This window comes from Cysteiniphilum halobium, from assembly GCF_003574425.1.
Classification (GTDB): domain Bacteria; phylum Pseudomonadota; class Gammaproteobacteria; order Francisellales; family Francisellaceae; genus Caedibacter; species Caedibacter halobius.
Window position 1 is genome coordinate 1 of the sequence record NZ_QLIU01000070.1, and the last position, 24137, is coordinate 24137.

Annotated in this window: 23 protein-coding genes, 2 tRNA genes, 1 rRNA gene and 2 pseudogenes; 22 read left to right on the plus strand and 6 right to left on the minus strand. The window is 37.1% G+C overall.

The genetic code is table 11. The features are described from left to right. Positions 1–253: 253 nt before the first annotated feature. The 5 genes from rpmH (at position 254) to rrf (ending at position 2828) form a co-directional block, all read left to right on the plus strand. Complete coding sequence (gene rpmH / locus DNK85_RS10405) at positions 254–388, plus strand: 50S ribosomal protein L34 (RefSeq protein WP_100550565.1); 135 nt, start codon at positions 254–256, stop codon at positions 386–388. Next, entirely contained in the window at positions 378–719 is a 342-nt protein-coding gene (gene rnpA / locus DNK85_RS10410; RefSeq protein WP_119329502.1) for a ribonuclease P protein component, read from the plus strand. The genes rpmH and rnpA overlap by 11 nt, the downstream gene beginning before the upstream one ends. Next, positions 680–955, plus strand: a complete 276-nt coding sequence (gene yidD / locus DNK85_RS10415) for a membrane protein insertion efficiency factor YidD (RefSeq protein ID WP_235842428.1) — start codon at positions 680–682, stop codon at positions 953–955. The genes rnpA and yidD overlap by 40 nt, the downstream gene beginning before the upstream one ends. A 14-nt stretch (positions 956–969) precedes the next feature. Further along, a complete protein-coding gene (yidC, locus tag DNK85_RS10420) occupies positions 970–2664 on the plus strand; it encodes a membrane protein insertase YidC (protein WP_119329503.1) in 1695 nt (564 codons plus the stop codon). A gap of 49 nt (positions 2665–2713) precedes the next feature. After that, positions 2714–2828 (plus strand): 5S ribosomal RNA (gene rrf / locus DNK85_RS10425). 78 nt (positions 2829–2906) lie between these two features. On the opposite strand, the gene DNK85_RS10430 is transcribed toward rrf, so the two are convergent. Further along, positions 2907–3992, minus strand: coding sequence for a threonine aldolase family protein (locus DNK85_RS10430; protein WP_162896680.1), 1086 nt, complete (start codon positions 3990–3992; stop codon positions 2907–2909). 170 nt (positions 3993–4162) lie between these two features. Here DNK85_RS10430 and DNK85_RS10435 point away from each other — a divergent pair, with 170 nt between their 5' ends. The 15 genes and pseudogenes from DNK85_RS10435 (at position 4163) to DNK85_RS10500 (ending at position 18699) form a co-directional block, all read left to right on the plus strand. After that, a complete protein-coding gene (locus DNK85_RS10435) occupies positions 4163–5413 on the plus strand; it encodes an NAD(P)/FAD-dependent oxidoreductase (protein ID WP_119329522.1) in 1251 nt (416 codons plus the stop codon). A gap of 586 nt (positions 5414–5999) precedes the next feature. Then, positions 6000–7256, plus strand: coding sequence for an ATP-grasp domain-containing protein (locus DNK85_RS10440; RefSeq protein WP_119329505.1), 1257 nt, complete (start codon positions 6000–6002; stop codon positions 7254–7256). A gap of 168 nt (positions 7257–7424) precedes the next feature. Beyond that, positions 7425–7556: a hypothetical protein gene (locus DNK85_RS11925; protein ID WP_268876850.1), complete on the plus strand. Its 132-nt coding sequence runs from the start codon at positions 7425–7427 to the stop codon at positions 7554–7556. Positions 7557–7813: 257 nt separating this feature from the next. Beyond that, positions 7814–8251 (plus strand): hypothetical protein, encoded by a 438-nt coding sequence (locus DNK85_RS10445; protein ID WP_119329506.1) that lies wholly within the window; start codon positions 7814–7816, stop codon positions 8249–8251. Between the two features lie 15 nt (positions 8252–8266). Continuing rightward, on the plus strand, positions 8267–8764 hold the full coding sequence (locus DNK85_RS10450; RefSeq protein ID WP_119329507.1) for a hypothetical protein: 498 nt from the start codon (positions 8267–8269) through the stop codon (positions 8762–8764). 144 nt (positions 8765–8908) lie between these two features. After that, positions 8909–8985 (plus strand) — tRNA-Met (locus DNK85_RS10455). Between the two features lie 106 nt (positions 8986–9091). After that, positions 9092–9556, plus strand: a complete 465-nt coding sequence (locus DNK85_RS10460) for a ribosome maturation factor RimP (RefSeq protein WP_119329508.1) — start codon at positions 9092–9094, stop codon at positions 9554–9556. Between the two features lie 31 nt (positions 9557–9587). Next, positions 9588–11069, plus strand: coding sequence for a transcription termination factor NusA (gene nusA / locus DNK85_RS10465; RefSeq protein WP_119329509.1), 1482 nt, complete (start codon positions 9588–9590; stop codon positions 11067–11069). 19 nt (positions 11070–11088) lie between these two features. Next, positions 11089–11337, plus strand: a pseudogene (locus tag DNK85_RS12425) (translation initiation factor IF-2 N-terminal domain-containing protein); the annotation flags it as partial. 675 nt (positions 11338–12012) lie between these two features. Then, positions 12013–13824: pseudogene (gene infB / locus DNK85_RS10470) on the plus strand (translation initiation factor IF-2); the annotation flags it as partial. 2 nt (positions 13825–13826) lie between these two features. After that, positions 13827–14267, plus strand: a complete 441-nt coding sequence (gene rbfA, locus DNK85_RS10475) for a 30S ribosome-binding factor RbfA (RefSeq protein WP_119329511.1) — start codon at positions 13827–13829, stop codon at positions 14265–14267. Positions 14268–14351: 84 nt separating this feature from the next. Next, a complete protein-coding gene (gene der, locus DNK85_RS10480) occupies positions 14352–15794 on the plus strand; it encodes a ribosome biogenesis GTPase Der (protein WP_119329512.1) in 1443 nt (480 codons plus the stop codon). 4 nt (positions 15795–15798) lie between these two features. Next, positions 15799–17082: a UDP-N-acetylglucosamine 1-carboxyvinyltransferase gene (locus DNK85_RS10485; RefSeq protein ID WP_119329513.1), complete on the plus strand. Its 1284-nt coding sequence runs from the start codon at positions 15799–15801 to the stop codon at positions 17080–17082. Between the two features lie 2 nt (positions 17083–17084). Continuing rightward, positions 17085–17921, plus strand: a complete 837-nt coding sequence (gene murB / locus DNK85_RS10490) for a UDP-N-acetylmuramate dehydrogenase (RefSeq protein WP_119329514.1) — start codon at positions 17085–17087, stop codon at positions 17919–17921. Positions 17922–18405: 484 nt separating this feature from the next. After that, entirely contained in the window at positions 18406–18699 is a 294-nt protein-coding gene (locus DNK85_RS10500) for a hypothetical protein (RefSeq protein ID WP_208123170.1), read from the plus strand. Between the two features lie 235 nt (positions 18700–18934). Here DNK85_RS10500 and DNK85_RS10505 read toward each other — a convergent pair. The 4 genes from DNK85_RS10505 to DNK85_RS10520 form a co-directional block, all read right to left on the minus strand. Further along, positions 18935–19009 (minus strand) — tRNA-Gln (locus tag DNK85_RS10505). A 36-nt stretch (positions 19010–19045) separates the two neighbouring features. After that, complete coding sequence (ispE, locus tag DNK85_RS10510) at positions 19046–19882, minus strand: 4-(cytidine 5'-diphospho)-2-C-methyl-D-erythritol kinase (protein ID WP_119329515.1); 837 nt, start codon at positions 19880–19882, stop codon at positions 19046–19048. Beyond that, complete coding sequence (gene lolB, locus DNK85_RS10515) at positions 19864–20568, minus strand: lipoprotein insertase outer membrane protein LolB (protein ID WP_119329516.1); 705 nt, start codon at positions 20566–20568, stop codon at positions 19864–19866. The genes ispE and lolB overlap by 19 nt, the downstream gene beginning before the upstream one ends. 5 nt (positions 20569–20573) lie before the next feature. Further along, positions 20574–21113 carry a gamma carbonic anhydrase family protein gene (locus DNK85_RS10520; RefSeq protein WP_119329517.1) on the minus strand — a complete coding sequence of 180 codons (540 nt, stop codon included), beginning with the start codon at positions 21111–21113 and terminating at the stop codon, positions 20574–20576. A gap of 311 nt (positions 21114–21424) precedes the next feature. Between DNK85_RS10520 and DNK85_RS10525 the strand changes: the two genes are divergently transcribed. Together DNK85_RS10525 and DNK85_RS10530 are read left to right on the plus strand one after the other, a co-directional pair. After that, positions 21425–22843, plus strand: a complete 1419-nt coding sequence (locus DNK85_RS10525; RefSeq protein WP_162896681.1) for a 2-dehydropantoate 2-reductase — start codon at positions 21425–21427, stop codon at positions 22841–22843. A gap of 75 nt (positions 22844–22918) precedes the next feature. Further along, positions 22919–23593 carry a pyrimidine 5'-nucleotidase gene (locus DNK85_RS10530; protein ID WP_119329519.1) on the plus strand — a complete coding sequence of 225 codons (675 nt, stop codon included), beginning with the start codon at positions 22919–22921 and terminating at the stop codon, positions 23591–23593. A 25-nt stretch (positions 23594–23618) separates the two neighbouring features. Here DNK85_RS10530 and DNK85_RS10535 read toward each other — a convergent pair. Further along, positions 23619–24137, minus strand: a 519-nt coding sequence (locus DNK85_RS10535) for a hypothetical protein (protein ID WP_162896682.1), incomplete at its 5' end; no start/stop codon positions are given.

The window sequence follows — 24137 nt, forward strand, 5'->3', positions numbered from 1 at the left end:
GAGGTGCTTTTTCATGGTGTGCAAATCAAGAAAAAATAACGCTTCAAGCAGCAGTTTGCAAATTTTTCTTCGTGTACAGAGATAATCAAGGCATAGTTATCGACAGCGCTTATATTTTGCGCTAGAATGCGCGGTTGAAATTGTCGGGGCATTTGTGAATTGACCAAAATTTATTTTTGGCGTAGAATCGGCGCCTTGCATGAATTTGGCAGATTTGCAGTAAACTTTATAAATACAAACTGAGGATAGTACGATGAAAAGAACGTTTCAACCAAGTAACTTAAAAAGAAAAAGAACACACGGTTTCCGCGCACGCATGAAGACGCTAAGCGGTCAAAAAGTGATTCGTAACAGACGTGCTAAGGGCAGACATAAGCTTGCCGCTTAATAGCTTAGCAAAAGAATTTATTTTAGATGCCAAGGGATTTTCACTTGGCTTTTCGCGTATCTGTCAAAAAGTTCATACCAAACATTTTTCTTATTTAATTGCTAAAGGTGAGGATTTACACTCAGGTGTAGGTGTTATCACTGGCAAAAAAAAAGTTAAAAGAGCAGTGCAGCGAAACCTGTGTCGCCGTTTAAATAAAGAGATGTTTCGCCAGCATAAGGCGTTGTTTGAAAAGACGATGTTGATCGTTATCACAAATCACAATGCCGCACGCGCGACAAAGGAGGAATTGTGGCATTCTATCAACGAATTTCTCGCAAAATACGCTTAGTTATTGCCTTACCTTTTATCGTTCTAATTCGTTTCTATCAAATAGCAATTAGTCCTTATTTGGGGGCACGCTGTCGTTTTTATCCAAGTTGTTCACAATATGCGCTAGAAGCAATTAAATTGCATGGTTTAGTGTTTGGGCTTTGGCTAATGACAAAAAGGCTGCTAAAATGCCACCCAGCTTGCAAAGGTGGTTATGATCCAGTGCCAACGAAAGAAAAGGTTAAAAAAGGGTAAAAAGGTTAAGTATAATGAAGTCAAACTACGTGAGAATATTCTTGATTGCGCTTATTGTCGTGATTTTTATGTCATTGATGGCGCGCTGGGAGGAGATGTTTGCACCAAAACAGTCGGTGACAGCCGATACTACAACGCAAACAACGCAAGTGCAAAAAGCTAACAAAAATAATAAAAATGTTAGTGTCAGCAGTGCTGCTGATCAAAGTGTAACGACGGATGTTACTAAACAGAACTTTGATAAGACGGATTTAAAGCCTATTACATTAAATACTTCTGTGTTTAGTAATTTACAAATCAGTCCGTTAAATGGAGCAATTATAAGTGCGGCTTTGAAGGACTATAACATTAGCTTAACGGATAAAAACCCGATGCCAATGTTAAATAACACAGCCGGAAGCAAGTACATTGCGCAAAGTGTTATTTATATTAATGGCCAACCACAAAGTATTGTTTTTGGTCAAGAACATACGACTAAGCAAAATGATCAAACGATTGTGACTTTGACAGCAAGTGTGCAAGGTTTGGATGTTACGCGTCAGTATATTATTAGCGATACAACCTATGATATCACGGTTAAGCAAAGTGTTAAAAACACGACTAAAGCGCCACTGAGTGTCAGTTTTGATAATGAGATTACGCGTCAGGTAAGCCCTGAAAGTCATAGTTTTAGTATTTTAGATGCACATTCTTATTCTTTCAAAGGTGTGGGGTTATCATCATCACAACGCACCTTCCAAAAGGAGTCGTTTGCGGATTTAGCCAAATCCAATGAAAAAGTTAATATTTCAACCAATAAAGGTTGGGCAGCGATGATTCAGCATTATTTTGTCAGTCTTTGGGTGCCCAATAATCCAGGTACAAGCTTTAGCGTTTATGCTAATAAGCTTGCTGATAATACCTATCAAGCTGGTGTTAAAACGCAGCCTGTTGTGCTACATGCTAATCAAAGCGTTGAAAATACTAATATTCTTTACACGGGACCAACGATTACCAAGAACATTGAAGCGACTGTTAAAGGCTTTGGTGCCAATAAACCAGATGGTTTAGATAAGCTGGTTGACTATGGGATGTTGTCATTTATATCCGTAATTATCTTTTGGTTAATGACGGTTATTCATGGTGTTGTTGCTAACTGGGGATTATCAATTATTTTGGTAACAGTTCTCATTAAATTGTTATTTTACCCATTGTCTGCCAAAAGCTATAAATCAATGGCAAAAATGCGTATGCTGCAGCCGCGTATGAAGAAGTTGCAAGAGCTCTATAAGGGCGATCGCCAGAAGCTTGGGCGCAAAATGATGGAGATGTACAAGGAAGAAAAGGTAAATCCAGCCAGTGGCTGCTTACCTATCTTGATTCAGATTCCTGTGTTTATTGCGCTTTATTGGGTGTTATTGGAAAGTGTACAGTTGCGTCAAGCGCCTTTTATCTTCTGGATTCATGACTTGGCATCCAAAGATCCGTATTTTATCTTACCAATTTTGATGGGTATCTCGATGTTTGTACAGCAGAAAATCAGTCCAACATCAGCGGATCCAACACAAGCAAAAATTATGATGTTGATGCCGGTAATTTTCACGGTGTTCTTTGCATCATTCCCATCAGGTTTGGTATTGTACTGGTTAACAAACAACATCATTAGTATTGCGCAACAGTGGTATATCACTAAGAAATATACTGCGATTTACAAAGCAAAACGCGCTTAATCAAAAAAACCTCTAGACTTTTATCTTAAAATGTATAGAATGCTCTTCGTCTGACGATAATAGCAAGTTGGTACCACCTGACTCCATTCCGAACTCAGAAGTGAAACAGCTTAGCGCTGATGATAGTGTGGCATTCGCCATGTGAAAGTAAGACATCGTCAGGCATTTCAACATAGTATTATATTTGTTAGAAGTAGGAATGTTGGCTTAACTCTTTATGGAGAGCCATCTGTAAGGATAAATCAAATTTCATTTAGAATTGAAAATACGCTTACCCAGATATGGTCTTCACAAGATAAGCAGTTTTCACCTATAGGTAACTCAAAGTAGCTGCTATTTTGTATCAAGGATGGTCTGCATAACTCAAATATCCATACGCCAAGTTCTTTGGCAATTTTATCACGTCGTGCATTTGCTTTATCAACACCATAAGGTAAATGAACATGAAGCATACTGGATTGAGGTGTAGATGGATTAAGGCGAATATTGTTAAATTGGCTTAGCAGTTCATATACTTTTTGTGTCTTTTTAAAACATGCAGGCATTACTTCATTAATTACTCGATCAAAGTGCATTGCACCTGAGACAATGTCAGCTATTTTGCAAAAAGCACGACCACCTTGTCTTGTAATCATTACTTTTGCTCTGTTGATAAAAGTATTCTTTCCAAGAAGGATTGCCCCATTTAATCCGCCGATGCCTTTATATGTTGATACATATGCTGAATCAAATCCCTGTGCAATTTCTTGGTAAGATTTTTGATAGAAGGGTTGTGCCCAAAAAATTCTTGCGCCATCAAGGTGAAGGTGTATATTTTGTTTATTTGCATAATTTTTAATTTTAGTTAATGCATTCCAACTAGGTAGTTGCCCCCCAAGTCGGCGCATAGGTAACTCATAAAAAATAACTGATAATGGCTCTGGGTATACGCTGAAATCCTCTAAAAGTGGTATCTTATAAGGGTCTCCCATTGGTAAAACTTTAAATATTTGTTCGAATTGAAAATTCTGACATTCATCCGTTAATATGTGGCTACTAGGGTGGGCTGCTACGAGATTGTTTTGCTTGTTTTTTGTTTCACATGCAATTTTTAATGCGACTGACTGAGCCATAATTCCAGATGCAACAAAAACGGCTGACTCAAATCCAAATAATTTTGCCACTTTTTGTTCAAATTTTTGTAAAAACTCTCCATTGCCATATACATCATAATCAACATTATATTTACGACAGTAATCAGACATTTTTTTGAATATTTCTTCAGGTGATAGTGCGTGGTAAAAAGGAGTTAAATTAATACTACAGCTTTGTTTTAGTGCATTTTCCATCATACTAACCTTGTTTTTAGTTATCAAAGTGGTTTTCAAAACGTTTTCTGGCGTTTACAATTTTATATATATTAAAGATATTATTTTTTGTTGGTACTTTCAGTAATTTAAAATAAAGTACCAGATAAAATATTAAAAGGAAGTGGTTATTCAAAATGGTGGGAAAGCAAATGGAAAAAATTGCAATTATTGGTAGCGGAATATCGGGTTTATCAGCGTCTTTTTTATTGAAAGATCACTTTGATATTACACTTTATGAAAAAAACTCATACTATGGCGGCCATGCACGGACAATTCTAACAAAAGCGCAATTGCCAATTGATACTGGTTTTATTGTTTTTAATTATCAGACCTATCCACATTTGACTGCATTGTTTGAATTACTGGGTGTGCCAGTTAAAAAAAGTAGAATGTCGTTTGGGGTATCTATTGGTAATGGCGCTTTTGAATATGGTGCTGAGCGTCTTTCGAGTCTATTTGCTCAGAAAAGGCAACTAATTAATCCCAAATTTTTAATGATGTTACGAGATATTGTTAAGTTTAACAAGGCGGCTAAAAAATTTTTAGCGAATGATCCTTTAAATATTAATTTTACATTAGCTGAGTTTCTACAATCAATTAATGTTGGTGAGTATTTTCGTCACTACTATCTCTTGCCGATGGGAGCATCAATTTGGAGTACCCCTTCAAGTCAAATGCATGACTTCCCAGCAATAACCTTTTTAAGATTTTTTAACAATCATGGATTATTAAATATCAAGGCACCTGTTCGATGGTATACAGTGGATGGCGGCAGTAAGGTATATACTACTAAACTTATTGATAGCCTTGAGGCTGCCAATGTCACTTTTCAATCTGGCGTTGATTGTGTCAAACGATCTCAAGATCAAGTCTTTATTACAGACCAGCAGGGAACTACACAAACTTTTGATAAAGTGATTTTTGCCACGCATTCAGATGAAGCGCTTAAACTTTTGCACACTGCAACAACACAAGAGCGTGACTATCTCAGTGCGATCAAGTACCAAGATAATCAGATGGTTTTGCATAGTGATCAAAGGCTGATGTCAAAAAGGAAAAAAACATGGTCAAGCTGGGTTTATTTATCTAATTCAGATCAGTTTATCTCATTAAGTTATTGGATGAATAAATTGCAGTCATTGTCGTCAGAAAAAGATTATTTTGTGACGATAAATCCGGCAATATTACCTCGCGAGGAAAGCATTATTGATCAGCATGTGTTTCGACATCCTGTATTTGATCATGCGGCTATCATCGCGCAACAGAAGCTAATGGATATTCAAGGGCAACACAATACTTATTATTGTGGGGCATATTTAAGATATGGGTTTCATGAAGATGGTATTTTCAGTGCCGTTGAAGTGGCGAAAATGCTTGGAGTTGACGCACCATGGAATTAATCACGGGAGCTTTTATGAACCTTAGGCAGGATCAAGCCTTACATTTTGCAGCAGTTTTTTAAGTTCAGATAGGCTACTCTTCAATTCGGATTAAGACGGAAGTTAATTCAACAGCCATGTAATTAATGTTGATAGAGTTTTGTTAGGATTTTTGGTACGGTGTGGTTAACCGGTTAGTAAATTTTTAATTTAAATTATGCTACGGTTGGATAATTTTAAGGATAACTAGTTAAATCTGCCACTTTTAACGGACTTGTTTTTATGAATAAGCAAAATCTATCGAGTATTGTATGTTTTTTTTGGTACCATCATCGACTTGATCTTTTCTGCAGAAGATTAGCTTGTATACTAGTAGCAACAGCTACCATTGCAAGACACATTTTCAGGGAATTAAATATTAAATCGAAACATCATTGCTATCCTGATGAAATTGACAAAGCTAAGATGAGAGTAAACAGCATAGGATCTTTGTGATTAAAATATATTCAAATTTTAGAAAAAATTACAAACTATGTTCATAGATAATAAATGAATAAATACGGATGGTTTACATAACATTTTTTAGTTAAAAAATAAGGAGCAAACAATGTCGGATAAAGTAAGATATATATTGATAGTAGATCCTTTAATATCAACAGAATATACAGTAAGAGTATTCAGGAAATATGGATTTAAAATATTTGCACTATGGACAAAAGAAGTTGATATACCATATTTTAAAAACAGTATAACAATAGATCTTTTTGACAAATCATTATTGAGTACACAAAATTTTGAAAAAGATGTGGAGTCAATAAATAAAGAGTTATTTAGTGATGCTAAAATATCATTAGTAATTTGTGGAACAGACTCTTCTGTAGCTTATTCAGATCAATTAAATAGTTATTTCTGTCCTTATCTAGCGAATGATTCTAAAACAAGTGTTTTGCGTTTTGATAAGTTTCAAATGATACAAGCCTTAAAAGATGCTGGTTTACCAACACAATACCAATTTCACATTAGAAATGTAAAAGAGTTTCAATCTAATAAATACAATTACCCTATGATTGTCAAACCTACCGCATACAGTTCATCATCATATGGGGTGAAAAAGTGCTTTAATAAAGAAGAAGCTACTAAACAAATAGAAGCAATTTTATCAAAAAGTAGTATGTATGGTTATGACACAACAGCTCTTATTCAGGAATATATAGATGGAGAAGAATATGCAGTGAATACAGTTAGCTATAAGGGTCAGCATTATTTAATTTCTGTCTCTAGATATGATAAGAATATTAGTGATGGACAATTTTTATATAAATCTCAAGAGCTTATTAGGGGATCCTCATTATTAAAATTAGTCAATGGATATATATCACAAGTATTAGATATATTAGGTGTTAAAACTGGTTTTGCACATACCGAGATAAAAATACAAGATGGTATACCGTACTTAATTGAGCTCAATCCAAGACCTGCTGGAAGCGCAGGATGTGCTAATTATATAGAAAAACAAGCATGTGGTATTGATCAACAGGAAGCTTTATGCAGATTATTACTTGACTTACCCATAAACATTCAGCAAATAAAAGAAAACTATCTTCTATACTTTCTTAATAATTTTAATACGCCTTATGACCAATTAAACCTTGAACCTATTCAACATCTATCTTCTTATTTAGATAGTAGGATATTGAAGAGTAAAGATTCAAGTGCCAAAAATAATAGAGACTTCTCTTTAAATGATACTGCATGCTATATTATTTTAAAAAACAAAGATATTAACAATCTTTATAAAGATAAAGACTGTATAGATGAATTAGTCAAAGAAGAAAAAGTTTTTAGACTCCTTTCTTTTTCTTAATCGTCTAATACTTTTTCAGGGGCGACTAGCTAATTACATCATGTTCAACTTTTTAGGTTGAAATTAAGTGGCAGATTTTGAAAAATCTTACAATTTTTATTGATAATTGGAATTATTATCATATAATTATCTACGCCTATTAAACACAACTAAATAAGGACATTAATTATGAAAAATTCTATTATCAAAATAGCCACGGCATTATTTTTTCTTTGTGGTATGAGTTTTGTTGCCGCACAGGTTATTTGCGTTCCTAGTGGCAGTGGAGATCCAGATGACATGATTTGCTACAATACATAAGATGCTTGATTATTATTGTCTATAACTCAATCATGTGAAAGCATCAAAAATTTCTTCAATATTAAACACCACATAATATGATTTGCGATAGGTATCGTTTATTTCCTACGGACATGTGGTCTCTGCCATATAGTTTATTTTTGTAAAAAACCTTCTTATTTATTGCTTGTACCCATTGTTTTTTGAGGTAAAAATGTTATTTAATTACAAATTATATTTAAATTTGTATATTTATAACCTAAATAAAGGAGTGCGTTATGAAGAAAGCCGCTGCAATTGCTGTATTATCAATGGCATTAATGTCAGGTTCATATGTTTTTGCAGAGTCAGCTCCTGGCTCTGCTTTGTCTGTTCCGGGCTATTTTGGAAGTATTAATAATAATACAACCTATGTGGTCGAATGTTCACAGGTTATTGGTGGATATTGTGCAAACAATCCTATGCCTGCAAATGGTTATCTGCAGATGCTCCCAGATCCTGGATCACATATGATAAAAGGTCATATTATGGTTTTTGATAAAAATGTGCCAGGCAAGTATGTAGATAATGTTGTATTTACTTACAAAGAGGGTAAAAATGGTGAGTGGTCATTTATTGCCCCACAAACAAAGAATCTATATGACAAGGGAGTTAAAATTTCAATAGTTCCTGGTTTTAGTGATACATTAATCATAAATCAAATAGTTGGTAAATAGCGGGGTTGGATATTTATGAATATTGATAAAAGTCATAAATTATTACGATCACTATTGCTAATATTAGTGTTTTCAACATCCTTTTTAACAGGTTGTACAACGGCAAACAATTCTGCACAGTACCCGCAGTTATCGGCTGTTCCACATCAAATAACTGCCGATAAAAATACACATTTTTTAACCCTTGATAATGGTTCTAAGTATGTGATTGAATGTACACAGATGATTGGAGGGTATTGCAGTCAAAACCCTATTGGGCTCAATAGCCAGGCTAAATTGTTACCTGACCCTGGTTCGAAGGTAATACGTGGTCATATCATGGTATTTGATCCAGATATTGCAGGAAGCTATATAGATAATATTCTATTTAAAGCATATCAGGTTGATGGCAAGTGGCAGATGAAGAATGTAGATGTGGTGAGTCTATATGGTGCAATGTCAATAACACTGGAGCCAGACAATGTCATTAATGTGATGAATGACAACAAACAAACATATGTTAAACACGGGTAACTCCTAATATGATTTAATTGAGTTATTTTTTGTATAGTGCAACTTTTATTTCAGTAGCTTTTAATTTGATTCAATTCGGATTAAGAAAATTTTGAACTTAAGTCTTGCAATTTAAAAAAGATTTGCTAATATGTCCCCAGTTGACGCGGGGTGGAGCAGCCTGGTAGCTCGTCGGGCTCATAACCCGAAGGTCGTTGGTTCGAATCCAGCCCCCGCTACCAACCTAAAAAGATTTTGAAAAATTTCGGGCCCTTATGGGCCTTTTTGTTTTGTAGATAAAAAGGACTCAGAGTAGTCCTTTTTTTATACCCCAAGGAGTGCGTTGGAATGTTGATTGATCGATTAAAAGCGCTTATTGCGCCAGAAGTAGAGAGCCTTGGATTTATTCTATGGGGAATTGAAATGGATGCGTATTCGGCAGATACTGGTAGTATGACATTGCGTATTTTTATCGATCATGAAGAAGGTATTTCAATTGATGACTGCCAAGAGGTTAGTCGCGCGGTGGGTGCAATTCTAGATGTTGAAGACCCAATAAGTGGTGCATATGCCTTGGAGGTATCCTCTCCGGGAGTCAATCGTCGCGTGTTTAATGCGGTGCAGGCAAAAGCTTTGGAGGGTTTTGAGGTTAAAGTGCAATTGCATCAGGCAACTGAGAATAATCGCCGCCGCTTTAAAGGGGTGATCATCTTGGTAACCAATGACGAGGTGCTAGTGAAGACGGAAGAAGAGGAAGAAATTCGTTTTGATTTTCACAATGTTGACAAGATGCGCGTTGTGCCAAAGTTTTAATCTTTAATAAATGTGGATATAGGTGAAAGTTATGAGTAAAGAATTACTACTGGTTATTGAAACCGTTGCTAATGAGAAGGAAGTCTCAAGAGATTTACTTTTTTCAGCCATGGAAGAAGCCTTGGCGATGGCAACTAAAAAGCGTTTTGAAGAAGATGCTGAAATCATTGTCAAGATTGATCGCAAAACAGGTGATTATGAGACATTCCGTCAATGGCAAATCGTTGATGAAGATCACGAAATTGAAAACTATGCGGCAGAATTATATGTCGATGTGGCTCAAGAGAAAGGGCATGATGTGGTTGTTGGTGATGTGCTAATGGAACCGGTCGAATCGGTTGAGTTTGGGCGTATTGCGGCAATGACGGCAAAGCAAATCATCATGCAAAAAGTGCGTGATGAAGAGCGCCGTTTAATGGTGGCAAAGTTTCGTGATAAAGTGGGTAAAATTGTTTACGGTGAAGTCAAGCGTACCACGCGTGATTTTTTGATTATTGATCTAGGTGAAGATGCCGAAGGTGTATTGCCCAGAAAAGAGTTATTGCCTAAGGAAAATTATCGTTTAAATGATAAGCTACGTGCTTGTATTTTACGCATTGATGATGATGGCAAGGGGCCACAAATTATTTTATCGCGTGCTAATAAGAAAATGTTGCATGCTTTATTGATTCTTGAAGTACCTGAAGTCGCTGAAGAATTAATGGATATTGTCAATATCGCGCGTGATCCAGGATCGCGTGCTAAGGTAGCGGTGAAGTCAAATGATAAGCGTATTGATCCAGTAGGAGCATGTGTTGGTATGCGTGGTTCACGTATTCAGGCGATCACCAATGAGCTACAAGGTGAGCGTGTTGATATCGTATTGTGGGATGATAATCCAGCACAATTTGTAATGAATGCATTAGCACCAGCTGAAGTGACTTCTATTGTTCAGGATGAAGACAAACAAGCGATGCAGGTAGCCGTGAAAGAAGATCAATTATCGCAAGCGATTGGTAAAAGTGGGCAAAATGTGCGTTTGGCAACTGCTTTAACCGGGTGGCATATCAATGTGATTTCAAGTTCAGTTGCTGAAAAAGCACAGCAGGAAGAAGAAGAAAAAACCATGCAATTGTTTATGGAAGCACTAGATATTGATCAAGACGTTGCTGAAGTATTAATTGAAGAAGGCTTTACTAGTCTGGAAGAAGTTGCTTATGTAGCGCGTGAAGAAATGCTCGAGATTGAAGGCTTTGATAACGAGATTTGTGAAGAGTTACAAGAGCGTGCTAAGACAGCGCTTATTTCACAAGCCTTGGCTGCAAATAAGCCAGCTGAAGACTTGTTAAATATGGCAGGTATGACGGCTGAATGGGCAGATGCACTAGCGCAAAAAGATGTGATTACGATGGAAGATTTAGCTGAGTTAGCAGTTGATGATTTACGCGAAATTATTTCGATCTCTGAAGATGAGGCAGCAGCTTTGATTATGACTGCGCGAGCGCCTTGGTTTGAAGAGGATAACGAGAAGTAGGAGAAATGTAATGGCAGAGATGACAGTGGCGCAACTAGCCAAACTAATTAAGATTAATGAAAGTGTATTACTTGAGAAATTTGAACAATCAGGTGTGCATAAAAACAGCATCGATGACTTAGTAACTGATGCAGAAAAAAACCAACTTCTTAGTTTTATCCAAGGTGGCTCAACAGAGAAGAAATCTGCAGTAACTTTGCAAAGAAAAACGACTAAGCAGTTGAAAGTTGCGGGTAATCGCAAAGTAAATATTGAAGTACGTAAAAAGAAAACTTTGGTGACACCAACACTTGATGTTGCTGATGATCATCATGCAGAAGGAAACTTTGCTGCTAAAAAGCATGCATTAGTTGATATTGAACAGGTTAATGATGACATTCAAAATGAATCAGTAGCTGAGTCAAAAGCAAGAACAATGCATGATGATACAGTTGATGGAGTGGTTACATCTGAGCAGTCTCAGGCGAATGATGAAGCTCAATCTGTTACTGTTGATGAGTTACAAACAGAAGTTAAGAGCACTAAAGCACAAGTAAGCAAATCTATCCCTAAACCTAAAAAGCTAGACAAGCCAGCAAAAGTCAAGAAACAGCAAGTAACTGATGATGTAGTGGCGCATGAGGAGCCAAACAGTGCTTTTGCAATTACGGAAAAATCTGCTGATAAGCCAAAAAATAATGGCTTTAAAATTACCTCAAGACCAGCTGTGGTTGAAGATAAAGAAGATGTAAATATTGCTGATAATGCGACCAATGAAACAAAGGCTGCGCATAAGAAAACACTCGATAAAACAAAGCGTCGAGTGGATGAAGATGATGATGACTCTTCACGCAAGGGCTCAAAAAAAGCTAAATCAGCAGCAAGTAAGAAAGGCTCACGTAGTATATATGAGGATGATGATGACTATGGTTCTGGGTTTTCACGTAAGTCATCTAAGCCTAAGAAATTGCAGTTAAACAAAGTAAAAACACAGCAATTCACAAAACCAGTTGAGAAGGTTATGAAGCAGGTAGTGATTTTTGAAGGCATTACAGTCAATGAGCTGGCACAAAAGATGGCAGTCAAAGCAGCTGAGCTTATCAAGGTGCTATTTAAAATGGGTGTTATGGCGACGATTAATCAACCATTGGATCAAGAGACGGCGATACTTATTGTTGAAGAGTTGGGGCATGAATACACATTACATCGTGATGAAACGCTAGAAGAGACAGTTGTCGTTGATTCATCAAGTCAAGAGATGATGCCTCGCGCGCCAGTAGTAACTATTATGGGGCATGTTGACCATGGTAAGACGTCACTTTTAGATTATATTCGCAAAACACGCGTTGCAGTGGGTGAAGCAGGCGGTATTACGCAACATATTGGTGCTTATTCCGTGACAACGCAAAAAGGACAGATTACGTTTTTAGATACTCCAGGGCATGAAGCATTTACCGCAATGCGTGCTCGCGGTGCTGGGAGTACGGATATTGTAATTCTTGTAGTAGCTGCTGATGATGGTGTGATGCCACAGACAAAAGAGGCAATCCAGCACGCACGAGCTGCAGGGGTCCCAATTGTTGTTGCTGTTAACAAGATGGATAAACCTGAAGCTGATCCAGATCGTGTTAAAACAGAGCTATCACAGCTTGATGTAATCTCTGAAGAATGGGGTGGAGATGTGATGTTTGCGCACGTCTCAGCGAAATCAGGACTAGGTATTGATACATTATTGGATGCTGTGTTATTGCAGGCTGAAGTATTAGAGCTTAAAGCTGTTGATAAAGGTTTGGCAAAAGGTATTGTTATTGAGTCACGCTTAGATAAAGGGCGTGGCGCTGTTGCCTCTGTATTGGTGCAAAGTGGTGAATTAAACCAAGGTGATATCGTATTATGCGGAACAGAATACGGACGTATTCGTGTGATGATGAATGATCTTGGACAAAAAATTGATACTGCAGGCCCATCAACACCAGTTGAGATTTTAGGACTTTCGGGTGTTCCTAATGCTGGCGATGAGATGGTTGCGGTTAAAGATGAAAAAAGAGCACGTGAAGTGGCTGAATTCAGATCGCAAAAGAAAAAAGATGAGCGCTTAAAGCAACAACAAGCAAGTAAATTATCCAGCTTATTTGATCGCATGGGTGAATCAACAGGTGAGCGTCAAACCTTGAACGTCATTGTTAAAGCAGATGTTCAAGGCTCGGTTGAGGCAATTCGAGAGTCATTGGTTAAGCTTAGCAATGATGAGATCAAAGTCGATGTAATTGCTTCTGGTATCGGTGGAATCACTATTTCTGATGTTTCTTTGGCGGTTGCATCACAAGCAGTTCTTTTTGGCTTTAATGTGCGAGCTGATGCAACTGCCAGAAAGCAAGCTGAAACTGATGGCATTGAGCTGCGTTATTATAGTATCATTTATGACCTGATTGATGATGTGAAACAAGCGATGTCTGGGATGTTATCCCCTGAGCTTAGAGAGCAGATCATCGGTGTGGCCGAGGTGCGTGATGTCTTTAGATCATCTAAATTTGGTTCGATTGCAGGCTGTATGGTTATAGATGGGGTGATTAAGCGACACAATCCAATTCGTGTGTTGCGTGATCAGGTGGTCATTTATGAAGGGTCCTTAGAGTCACTAAAGCGCTTTAAAGATGATGCCGTTGAAGTGAAAAAGGGTCTGGAATGCGGTATTGGTGTTAAAAATTATAATGACGTTAAAGCCGGTGATCAGATAGAAGTTTTTGAAACGGTTGAAATTAAAAGAGAGATATAATTATGGCAAGTAATCCACGCGTTGAGCGTGTTGGCGATGAAATTCAAAAAATTATCGTTGCATTGCTGGCAACCAAAGTGCGTGATCCACGTCTAAAATGGGTCTCTATTACTGGTGTTGAGGTTTCCAAAGACTTATCTTATGCTAAGGTGTTTTTTTCATCATTAAGCACAGAAGTACATGCAACACAAGTGTTGAAAGCGTTAGAGTCAGCCAAAGGTTTTTTCCGTACAGCACTTGCCAAAGAACTGCGTTTACGTGTGGCACCTGCTTTGCGCTTTTTCTATGATGAATCTTTGGTATATGGTAATAAAATGAATTCATTAATTGAAAAAGCACGTCAGGAAGATGAGAAGTTTATTCAAAGTGATAATGACAATAATGATGAAGTATGCGATGGTAGTGAAGATGATGACCATGAGCTACGTGAGAAGCTGCGTTAACACCGTGTATCAGCATTTGTTCTTTAGACTTAAATAAGCTATAGTGCCAAGCAGAAATATCAATAATATTTAAGTTCTAAAATTATGGTTCCTGTCATTGCTATTGTTGGTCGTCCAAATGTCGGCAAATCAACACTTTTTAATGCATTAACGCGTACGCGTGATGCTTTGGTTTATGATATGCCGGGGGTGACGCGTGATCGCCAGTATGGTCAAGCAGTGTTTGAAGAAAAGCCTTTTATCGTCATTGACACCGGTGGCTTGTCTGACAACGATGCTGGTGTTAATGGTTCAATGGCTGATCAATCCATCCTTGCCATTGAGGAGGCAGATATTGTCTATTTTGTGGTGGATGCGCAAGCCGGATTAACCGCAGGCGATCTGTATATAGTTGAGCTGTTACGTACACGTGGTAAGCCTTCTGTATTAGTCATTAATAAAACAGATGGTTTGCAACAAGAGGTGGCGGCTGCTGATTTTTATTCACTTGGTTTTGAAGATTTATTTACTATTGCTGCCAGTCATCGTCGTGGCGTTAGCAATTTGTTATCAAATACCTTATTACCTTTGTGTGAAAAAGAAATTAAAGACTCCGAACATGCCGAGGGTGAGGCTAATAAGCGCGGCATTCGATTTGCCTTAATAGGGCGCCCTAATGTGGGTAAATCAACACTGACAAATCGTATGCTAGGTGAGGATCGTGTCGTTGTGTATGACATGCCGGGAACGACGATTGATAGCGTGTATATTCCTTTTTCACGTAATGATGAAGATTATACAATTATTGATACAGCAGGCATTCGCCGTAAGGGAAAAGTCAGAGAAACCTTAGAGAAATTCTCGGTAGTTAAAACCTTACAAGCCATTAAAGATGCCAATGTTGTTATCGTACTTATTGATGCCAAAGAGGGTTTAACCGATCAAGATATGCATTTGATGGGCTTTGCATTAAATGCTGGACGTGCAATGGTTATTGCAGTCAATAAATGGGATGGCATGACTGTATCAGATAGGGAGAATCTCAAAGAAGAGATCAATCGCCGTTTGGTATTTCTAAAAGACTATGTTGATATTCATTTTATCTCAGCGTTACATGGCACCAATGTTGGGCATTTGTTTGCATCATTGAAAAATGCCTATAGAAGTGCGACGAAAAAAATACCAACACCAGAGCTGACACAAGTCTTGAAAATGGCGACACAAGATCATGTGCCACCGATGTCTGGTAAATCAAGAATCAAACTAAAGTACGCGCATATGGGCGGGCATAATCCGCCGATTATCGTGATTCATGGTAATCAAGTAAATAGCTTGCCTGGATCATATAAGCGTCATCTAGAGAAGTTTTTCCGTGAAGCTTTTAATCTTGTGGGCACCCCGATTAGTTTTGAATTTAAACAATCGGAAAATCCATATGAACCAGCTAAGCAGAAGAAATTAACGCCATTGCAGCGTTATAAGGATAAGCAGGTGCAAAAGGAGAAAATGCAGAAAAAACGTGCATTAAAACAATACAAAGATCAGTAAGTTTATGCAGTTAAAAGTCAGTAAACGTCATTATCTCAAAGATGTGAATATTAAGCTCTCGGGTGCTAAAAATGCCTTATTGCATTTGTTGTTTGCTAGCTTGTTGACCGAAGAAGCAACGACGTTGCATAATGTTCCCTCAAGTCTGCATGACTATCATGCAGTGTGTGATATTTTGCAGGCAATCGGAGGTAAGCTCGATAGTCAAGATGGTGTGGTGACTATTGCCGCTCCGCAAAAAGTCAATAAAATAGAGCTCTCAAGCAATTACACGCGCCGCACGCGGACATCATTAATGTTGCTTGGTGCCTTGGCTAAAAAAGTTAGTGTATTAAAAATTGGTTATCCTGGCGGGTGTTCATTTAGTGAGCAAAGACCTTTTGACATTCATTTGTTAGGTTTTGAAGCTTTGGGTGCGAAGGTTACACATGATGAATATCATATTGTCATTGAACATCAGATAGATAAGTCAGTTGAACACACGCTGCGTTATCCATCAGTGGGTGCGAGTATCAACTTGATGTTATATGCAGTGATTGGTAGCGCTCAAGTTAAGCTTAATAACATCGCTTTGGAACCAGAGGTGATTGAGGTTGCGAGCTTCCTAAATTATGCTGGTGCTAAGATCAAAATCGACCACAGCGCACGTATTATGCAGATTGATGGCGTTGAGAAGCTCTCTGGTGTGACTTTTCGTGTAATGTATGATCGTATTCAGACAATGACCTATGCTGCTTTAGCCTATTTACATGGTCTAAATGTTTGTGTTGAAGGGGTTGATACCAAAGAGTACATTACTAAACCGCTGGATATTTTAAAGCAAATGGGGGCGAAATGGCAATTTGATGCTGAGCATAGGCGTATTTGTTTCTATGGTAAAAAGAGTTTATTAACACCGATTCAGATTACGGCGATGCCTTATCCAGAGTTTCCAACAGATTTACAGCCCATTTTTGCGGTGATGTGTGCTAAAGCAAATGGCGTATCTCACATTACGGATACCGTTTATCCTGAACGTATTAAGTATGTTGATGAGCTTAAAAAGCTTAACTTCCCTATCGATTATCAAGACAATAAGATCAAAGTATTAGGCAGTATTGCTGAACCTTTGCATGCTACAAGTATGAAAAGCTATGACTTGCGTGCTGGAATGGCAGTGGTAATGGGTGCATCGTTATCCGATCAGGTATGTACGATTACCTCAGCTGAGCAGATTTTTCGCGGATATGAAAATCTACTTGAGAACTTAACCCATTTTATGCATGTAAGCATTGATAAAGAAGAGTGATTATGTTTTCGTTGAAGTCTTATAACACCTATCATATTGAGAGTTTTGCCAAGCATGTTTATTTTCCGCAATCGGTAAATGAAATCATGGAAATCTATAAGCGACACACAAAGGTGGTTGTCTTAGGTAATGGTAGTAATATTATTCTAACTCAAAGCGTGTATGAGAACATTGCTTTTATTGTGATCAAAGATCAGTTTAAACGTATTTCTGAAGTGAAAGAAGGTACGTATGCTGAAGCTGGTGTATTGTTAAAAGAGTTATCACTATATGCTTATGAACATAGCTTAAGCGGTGTTGAGACATTTTTTGATGTACCAGCGAGTATTGGTGGGGCGATGATTATGAATACTGGTGCTTATGGTGATGAGATTTATGATCATGTACAGTATGTTGATATTTTAGATACACAAACTTTTGTACAACAACGGATTGATAAAGCAGACATCGATTATGGCTATCGCTATTCGATGTTTAAAAAAATGCCTGTGATTATTCTTGGGGCTTGTTTTGATTTATCAATAAAACCGCAAGCGGAGATTAAAACCAAAATGGATGATATCCTCTTGCAACGTCAAGCAAAGTTGCCATATGAGCCAAGTGCAGGGAGTGTGTTTAAACGTCCTAATTACCATATTACTGTTGGTGAGATGGTTGAAAAAATTGGGCTTAAAGGATTTCAAATTGGTGGAGCGCAGATATCACCCAAGCATGGTGGTGTAATTATCAACACGAATAATGCTACAGGGCAACATATACTTGAGTTGGTTGAGCATATTAAAAAGGTGGTATTAGAGCAGTATCATGTGCGGTTGGAGTTAGAACAGATCTTGGTTTAACTTGTAATGCGTGGTGTTGATCTTATACAGTTTGTGAATTAAACCTTAGAAAAAAATGATAAAGGCTCTATCGTTTCTGTTAGGCATTCATTATGAAAATGAGAATCTTTTCAAATCACCACAAAAAGAAACCCGTTGATTTGTCGTAGAGAATTGATATTTGACTTTTTAGTATATTGTATATACATTAGATATATTAAAGAAATACAATAAAAACATATGCTTATAATCACACCTAAAATCAAAGATAAGCTATGGCATAAACATCGAGTTACCGTTACAGAAGTTACACAATGCTTTATAAATAGAGATGGTTGTACTCTTATAGATGATAGAGAAAACAACAGAACTGTTCCACCAACGCAGTGGTTTATAGCTAAAACTGACAATGACAGAAACTTAAAATTATTTTTATTGAGTTTGATGAAGATGTAGTTATCAAAACCACGTATGAGCCAAATGCAAAAGAACTGGAGATTTACACATGTATGAACACAAAAAATTAACTAAAGAAGACATCATGCAAATAGAAAATGATGATAGCTGGGATAATAGAGAGGTTGGCGCTGATATAAAACATGCTTCAATTCATAGTTCTAATTTAGACAACAACTTAAATCTTAAACTAATATCTTGCAGATTGCAGAAAGATTTAATAGATGATTTAAAGCATATAGCATTAGATAAAGGCATTAATTATCAGCCATTAATAAGACAGGTGCTAACTGAATACGTTTCTAACTATCATAGAATGACTACCAAGGTACAAAGGTATTAATTATGAAAATTAGAATCTTTTCAAATCACCTCAAAAAGAGATTAGTTTAGCATTAAAACGTATGAAGGAGATTAACAATGATTAAAAGCAAAAGCGTTTGAAAATGAAGCAGTTATATGTCGTTGGTTTGCTTTCATGTCAAAAAATAAGAATAGACAATTCTCTGTTGTTCCCCATATGCATTCAGCTTAATTTTTATTGTTTTAGGGAAATGCTCGAAATCCTTGATATAGCATGGCTGGGCTGGCAGGATTCGAACCTGCGCATGACGGGATCAAAACCCGTTGCCTTACCGCTTGGCGACAGCCCAATATTGATCGTGAAAACCGCTTAGTTAAGCGGGTTGTCATCGCTCGACAGGTGCAAAGTTTAATGTTTTCACTATCCAGCTGTCAATATCTTTTTCTAACTTTTTCTGATTTTGTAAAAGGTGGTTGTAATCCGTGCTAAGGAGGTAAAAACAAGCCCCTGTTCCGGTCAATCTGAGCGCTTTAGCACTAGGGAGTTTTTGTAAATTTAACCATACCTTTGAGTAAAGGCTTTGAATGACTTCAAGAAAGACATTATCATAAGGTAGTGGATCAGTAATCTCTTGATGATTTAATATGGATTTGTTTTTATTTAACAATGCGTGGTTAAATAGCGCTGTAGTACTGGCATGAAAGTCTGGCTTGATAATCAGTGCATATTGTTCGATATAAGGCTTAGGTATTAGCATTTCGCCAATCCCTTCAGCCCATGCTGCTTTTTGTAATAAGAATATTGGGACATCGGCACCAAGACTGCATCCAATGCCATGTAATTGCTTATTAGAAAGGTGGCACTGCCACAGTGTATTAAGGGCGATAAGTGTAGTTGCTGCATTACTACTGCCACCACCAAGGCCCGCACCCATTGGAATGTTTTTATCAATATGAACATCAATGCCAGCATGTCCTTTGGCAAAAGGCTTTAAAGCAAGTGCGGCTTTGTAGATTAGGTTATCTTCATCTTTACCAATGTTGACGTTACTAGACAGTTTGATTTGATTATCTGCTGTAGCTGAGAAATGTAGAAAATCTTTCAAATCAATAAATTGAAACCAAGTTTGTAGATTATGGTAGCCATCGTCACGTTTGCCTGTAATGTGCAGAAAAAGATTGATCTTGGCATAAGATGGATAAGTTATGGGTTCAAAAGCCATGATTTAATCACAAGTGTAATTTTTAGATCATCACCATAACGAAATATAATTTTCTCAGCAAGCGGATATTGCGCATCATAGAGCATGTAATCTTTATATTGGATTTGCCAACCTTGTTGTTTCAGATTTTCTATAAGGCCAAAGTTGTTAAGTATCTTGCTATAAGGTGTTTGTGGCATGTATAAACCACGTGCCCAATAATATAAGCCTTCAATGGGTATACTCCAGCCAAGTTGCGATTGCATAAGTTGCTCAAGGTTTTGAGATTTTACTATTTCTCCATTACTACGCTTAAGTTTAACTTTATGATGATTACCAGAGAAAGTCGTAGCCCCTATACCTAATGGTCCATAAATCTGAATCCAGAAATCTTGTTTATTTTGCTTCCAGATAAAATTAGCTGATTCCCCTTTGCGATTGATGATAATTCCAAGCACACCAGATGCTTGCCATTGGGTTAGTTTTTGTAGTTTTTGTTGGTAACTTTGCCAAGCCTTGGTTAGCTTGAGTTCAGGGTTTTGATTTGGTTGTAAATTTTGTTTATATGCTATATTTTCTTGATTTGAAACGATAGGAGTAAGTGGGGCTTTAGGTGTACTTATTGTGGAGCAACCAGCTATGAATAAAGTAAAGGCTGCAATAAAAAAATATAAAGCAATAGAATAAAAAGTTTGTTTTGTGAGCATTTGGTTTAGACTCCAAGCTCTTCTTTATGTATTTGCATTACTTCATAATAGTTTTGTGCATTAGCTTTAATGTAAGCCTTTTCACTATCCTTTAATGGGCGAGATTGAGTCGCGGGTGAGCCAATATATAAAAATCCTGATTCAAGGTGTTTGCCCGGTGGCACCAGTGAACCTGCGCCAACAATGACATCGTCTTCAATGATAGCGCCATCTAAAATAATAGCGCCCATGCCAATTAATACGCGATTGCCAATATGGCAGCCATGGATAACCGCACTATGTCCAATAGTGACCTCGTCACCTATACGTGTATCGTAACCCGTGCCGGGGTTATCAAAAAATTGTGTCGTATGCAAAATAGAGTTGTCTTGGATGTTGGTTTTATAACCGATGGTGATATTTAGAAGGTCACCCCGAATGCTGACATTTGGCCATACGGAACTCATCTTACCAATAGTGACATCTCCTGTGACGGTTGCCATTGGGTCAATAAATACATCTTTGGCAATGCTTGGTGTTTTGCCATTAAACGAACGAATGGGCATAATAATACACTTTTGTTTTCACATAATAAAAGGCAATATATACCCAACACAAACCATTTTCCAGAGTTTCTTGCTTTGCAATTAAGCATCATAAAATGGCTTGTGGCAGGAGTTAAAAACTAAGGTAGGATAAAAAGGGTTAAAAGAATTATGATTAAGACTAAATATTCACCCACAAGTGCTCACCGTACCCTGAGCGTAAGTCGAAGGGTAAGCTTGGAAAAATCACACTTCATAGAGGCTTCGACTTACGCTCAGCCAACGCTTACACAATCAAGGTGGGTAGCAATATGGTTATAGCCAGGACTGCTATGAAGGTAAGTATTATTGGTGTTGGTGCCATTGGTGGATTTATCGCCGTGCGATTACAAAATGCAGGTATTGCTGTGCAGCTGGTATTAAAACAAAAACCAATGGATCAAAGTGTTGTTGATCTTAAAGTCTCTGGTGGCATGACACTTTCAGGAAGCTTTAATGATCTTGTCGATTGCACCGAGGATATTGATGGTGATCTTATTTTTATTTGTACCAAATCAACTGCAAATAGTGCATTATTTGAATCATTAACAAGTATAGACAACAAATGGATTGTTTTATTGCAAAATGGAATTGGTGAGGAAGAAAAACTTTTACAAAACATTGATAAAAGTAACACAGTAATTGGTGCAGTAAGTCATATTAAGGTCAGTAAAGTTGGTAATGAAATCATGTGGCATAACCAGTTATGTAATATTGACTATGCCTATTTGCAGCCAAGAGATAATGTAAGTGTTGACCGCGTGTTGAGTAAGGCTTTTATTGAAGCAAATAAGAAAAAGAGTGTATTGGATTTACGCTTTCATAAATTACTCGTTAGTGCGCCATGCAATGGTGCATCTGTGATATTTCAGGCAGATATGAATGCATTGGCAAATAATCCACAGATTGCTCAGATGATTCGTGAAATTGCGCTTGAAGTCATTACGGTAGCTCATGCCTATAACATTAAGCTTAATATTGAGGCGATTGATAATCTACTTATTGCTTTAGCTAAGCCCGAATACAGTGGTGCTTACTTTAGTATGTGGTATGACTACAATGAAAATAAACCGATGGAACTTGGTAGTATTTATGAGAATGTGCTTAAAATGGCGTGCTTAAAGGATCTAGAAATGCCAACACTTGAGCACTTATATGAACAGTTAATGTGTTTAGAAAATACTTTAATTATTGTGGATGGCTCAATATCCTTACGCTTGTTGCGTCTTAGTGATGCGCAATATTTACATCAACTAAAAGTTGATAATAAAGCACACCTACAATCATGGCATGACTGGGCAAATAAACCATTTTATATCGAGGACTCTCACCAATTTATTGCTCAGGCGCAAATAAACTTTCTACAACGGAAAAAATTGATCTTAGGTGTATTTAGTAACAATAGTTTGATTGGTATGTGCAGCTTTAATACCATTGATGAAGTGTCAAAAAATGCAGAGGTAGGATACTGGCTGGCGCAAAGTTATGTGGGGAGAGGTATTATTACTGCTGCAATTCATGCCTTGTCAGAATATGCTAAAACATCATTAAGTTTAGCAAGCTTAAGTATTAGTGTAGCAACACATAATACAAGAAGTCGTCGCGTTGCTGAGCGCTTAAATTTTGAATATATATGTGACCGACCAAATCACGAGCGCGTTGTAGACAAAATATATGACCATGCGTTATATCGTTTGGCTCTAAAAGAGTAAACATTACAAAGAAAATCTGTGAAATGGTGTATAAGTGGTATAAGCTGGCATGATACAAAATAGCTACAACATCTTATGCACTTGGATTTTAAACACTTTGTTTTTGACTTAGATAACACACTTTATTCAGCAAGCTCGGCATTTTTTGATTTGCAATTACGCAATATGTCAGACTTCATTGTTGAGAAGTTAAAAGTAACGCGCAAAGAAGCAGACTTTTTGCGTGAAGAATACTATCACAGCTTTGGTACTACAATGCATGGTTTGATGCATCACCATGCCATTGACCCCTATGAATTCTTGGCGGTAATTGATAATGTGCCATTGGAGCGTTTGCGCTTGGATGATGAGCTTTTGGGTTTGTTAATTAGTTTAAAATCACAAGGTAAGCATTTATCTATTTTTACCAATGGCTCGATTTATCACGCTGATCGTGTGATGTCTAAATTATCTCTTAATCAAGTGATTGAAGATGTTGTGACATTAGAATGCACAGGACTTGTGCCTAAGCCAAACCCTCAAGCATATCAATTTTGCTTTGAGCGTTTGAATATAGATCCCAAGGAGGCGGTATTTTTTGAAGATTCATCGCATAATCTTATTCCGGCGAAACATCTGGGCATGACAACAGTGCTTGTTAATGCCAATGATACAGCACATGCACGTTTTATTGCACACCCTGAGATTGATTATTTTGTGCAAGATGTGCCGTCTTTCTTAAAGGGGAAGTTTTTAGAAAAGCGTGTATAGAGTTAATAACACTACCCAAATCATACTATTGTTCATTATTGGGGTTCTTACCAAACACCATATCTAATATAAAAGGCTTTAGTGTTTTGGTTTCTGTATTAGCGTTGTTGTCTATTTCCTGAGGATCAATAAAATTTATCTTTTCGTTAAGCTGTTTTCTAACATCATTTTTAGTTACGAAGTTATCTCCTTCTATATACCTTATATAATAGTTATCAAAATCAGGTCCTACAGAATCAACTTTAAGATTGCTATATGTCTTATTAGGGTCACTATAGTAGTCAGAACTTTCTATTTCATTATGAATAGGATGATCAGAAATATTATCAGAGTATTCATAAGATGTTATTTGTGATATTTCAGGGTCATCAATAACATTTAAATTGTCCAACATAACGTTATTTACATGATTATTATTATGAATATTCTGAATAATTTGATCTTCATGAATAGATTGCGAAGCAACTGATTCCTCATTATTTAAATTATTTTCAACAATGCCCGATTTATTATAGTAAGCACCCAATGCAATCCCTGCCACTGG

What these genes read in the sequence shown, in the direction of transcription:
- DNK85_RS10520 (WP_119329517.1), bottom strand. Translation starts at nt 21,113, where the DNA reads ATGCCCATTCGTTCGTTTAATGGCAAAACACCAAGCATTGCCAAAGAT.
- DNK85_RS10460 (WP_119329508.1), top strand. Translation starts at nt 9,092, where the DNA reads ATGTTGATTGATCGATTAAAAGCGCTTATTGCGCCAGAAGTAGAGAGC.
- DNK85_RS10445 (WP_119329506.1), top strand. Translation starts at nt 7,814, where the DNA reads ATGAAGAAAGCCGCTGCAATTGCTGTATTATCAATGGCATTAATGTCA.
- DNK85_RS10530 (WP_119329519.1), top strand. Translation starts at nt 22,919, where the DNA reads ATGCACTTGGATTTTAAACACTTTGTTTTTGACTTAGATAACACACTT.
- DNK85_RS10485 (WP_119329513.1), top strand. Translation starts at nt 15,799, where the DNA reads ATGCAGTTAAAAGTCAGTAAACGTCATTATCTCAAAGATGTGAATATT.
- DNK85_RS10500 (WP_208123170.1), top strand. Translation starts at nt 18,406, where the DNA reads ATGTATGAACACAAAAAATTAACTAAAGAAGACATCATGCAAATAGAA.
- DNK85_RS11925 (WP_268876850.1), top strand. Translation starts at nt 7,425, where the DNA reads ATGAAAAATTCTATTATCAAAATAGCCACGGCATTATTTTTTCTTTGT.
- DNK85_RS10435 (WP_119329522.1), top strand. Translation starts at nt 4,163, where the DNA reads ATGGAAAAAATTGCAATTATTGGTAGCGGAATATCGGGTTTATCAGCG.
- murB (WP_119329514.1), top strand. Translation starts at nt 17,085, where the DNA reads ATGTTTTCGTTGAAGTCTTATAACACCTATCATATTGAGAGTTTTGCC.
- der (WP_119329512.1), top strand. Translation starts at nt 14,352, where the DNA reads ATGGTTCCTGTCATTGCTATTGTTGGTCGTCCAAATGTCGGCAAATCA.
- nusA (WP_119329509.1), top strand. Translation starts at nt 9,588, where the DNA reads ATGAGTAAAGAATTACTACTGGTTATTGAAACCGTTGCTAATGAGAAG.
- DNK85_RS10450 (WP_119329507.1), top strand. Translation starts at nt 8,267, where the DNA reads ATGAATATTGATAAAAGTCATAAATTATTACGATCACTATTGCTAATA.
- rbfA (WP_119329511.1), top strand. Translation starts at nt 13,827, where the DNA reads ATGGCAAGTAATCCACGCGTTGAGCGTGTTGGCGATGAAATTCAAAAA.
- yidC (WP_119329503.1), top strand. Translation starts at nt 970, where the DNA reads ATGAAGTCAAACTACGTGAGAATATTCTTGATTGCGCTTATTGTCGTG.
- rpmH (WP_100550565.1), top strand. Translation starts at nt 254, where the DNA reads ATGAAAAGAACGTTTCAACCAAGTAACTTAAAAAGAAAAAGAACACAC.
- DNK85_RS10430 (WP_162896680.1), bottom strand. Translation starts at nt 3,992, where the DNA reads ATGGAAAATGCACTAAAACAAAGCTGTAGTATTAATTTAACTCCTTTT.
- lolB (WP_119329516.1), bottom strand. Translation starts at nt 20,568, where the DNA reads ATGCTCACAAAACAAACTTTTTATTCTATTGCTTTATATTTTTTTATT.
- DNK85_RS10525 (WP_162896681.1), top strand. Translation starts at nt 21,425, where the DNA reads ATGAAGGTAAGTATTATTGGTGTTGGTGCCATTGGTGGATTTATCGCC.
- DNK85_RS10440 (WP_119329505.1), top strand. Translation starts at nt 6,000, where the DNA reads ATGTCGGATAAAGTAAGATATATATTGATAGTAGATCCTTTAATATCA.
- ispE (WP_119329515.1), bottom strand. Translation starts at nt 19,882, where the DNA reads ATGGCTTTTGAACCCATAACTTATCCATCTTATGCCAAGATCAATCTT.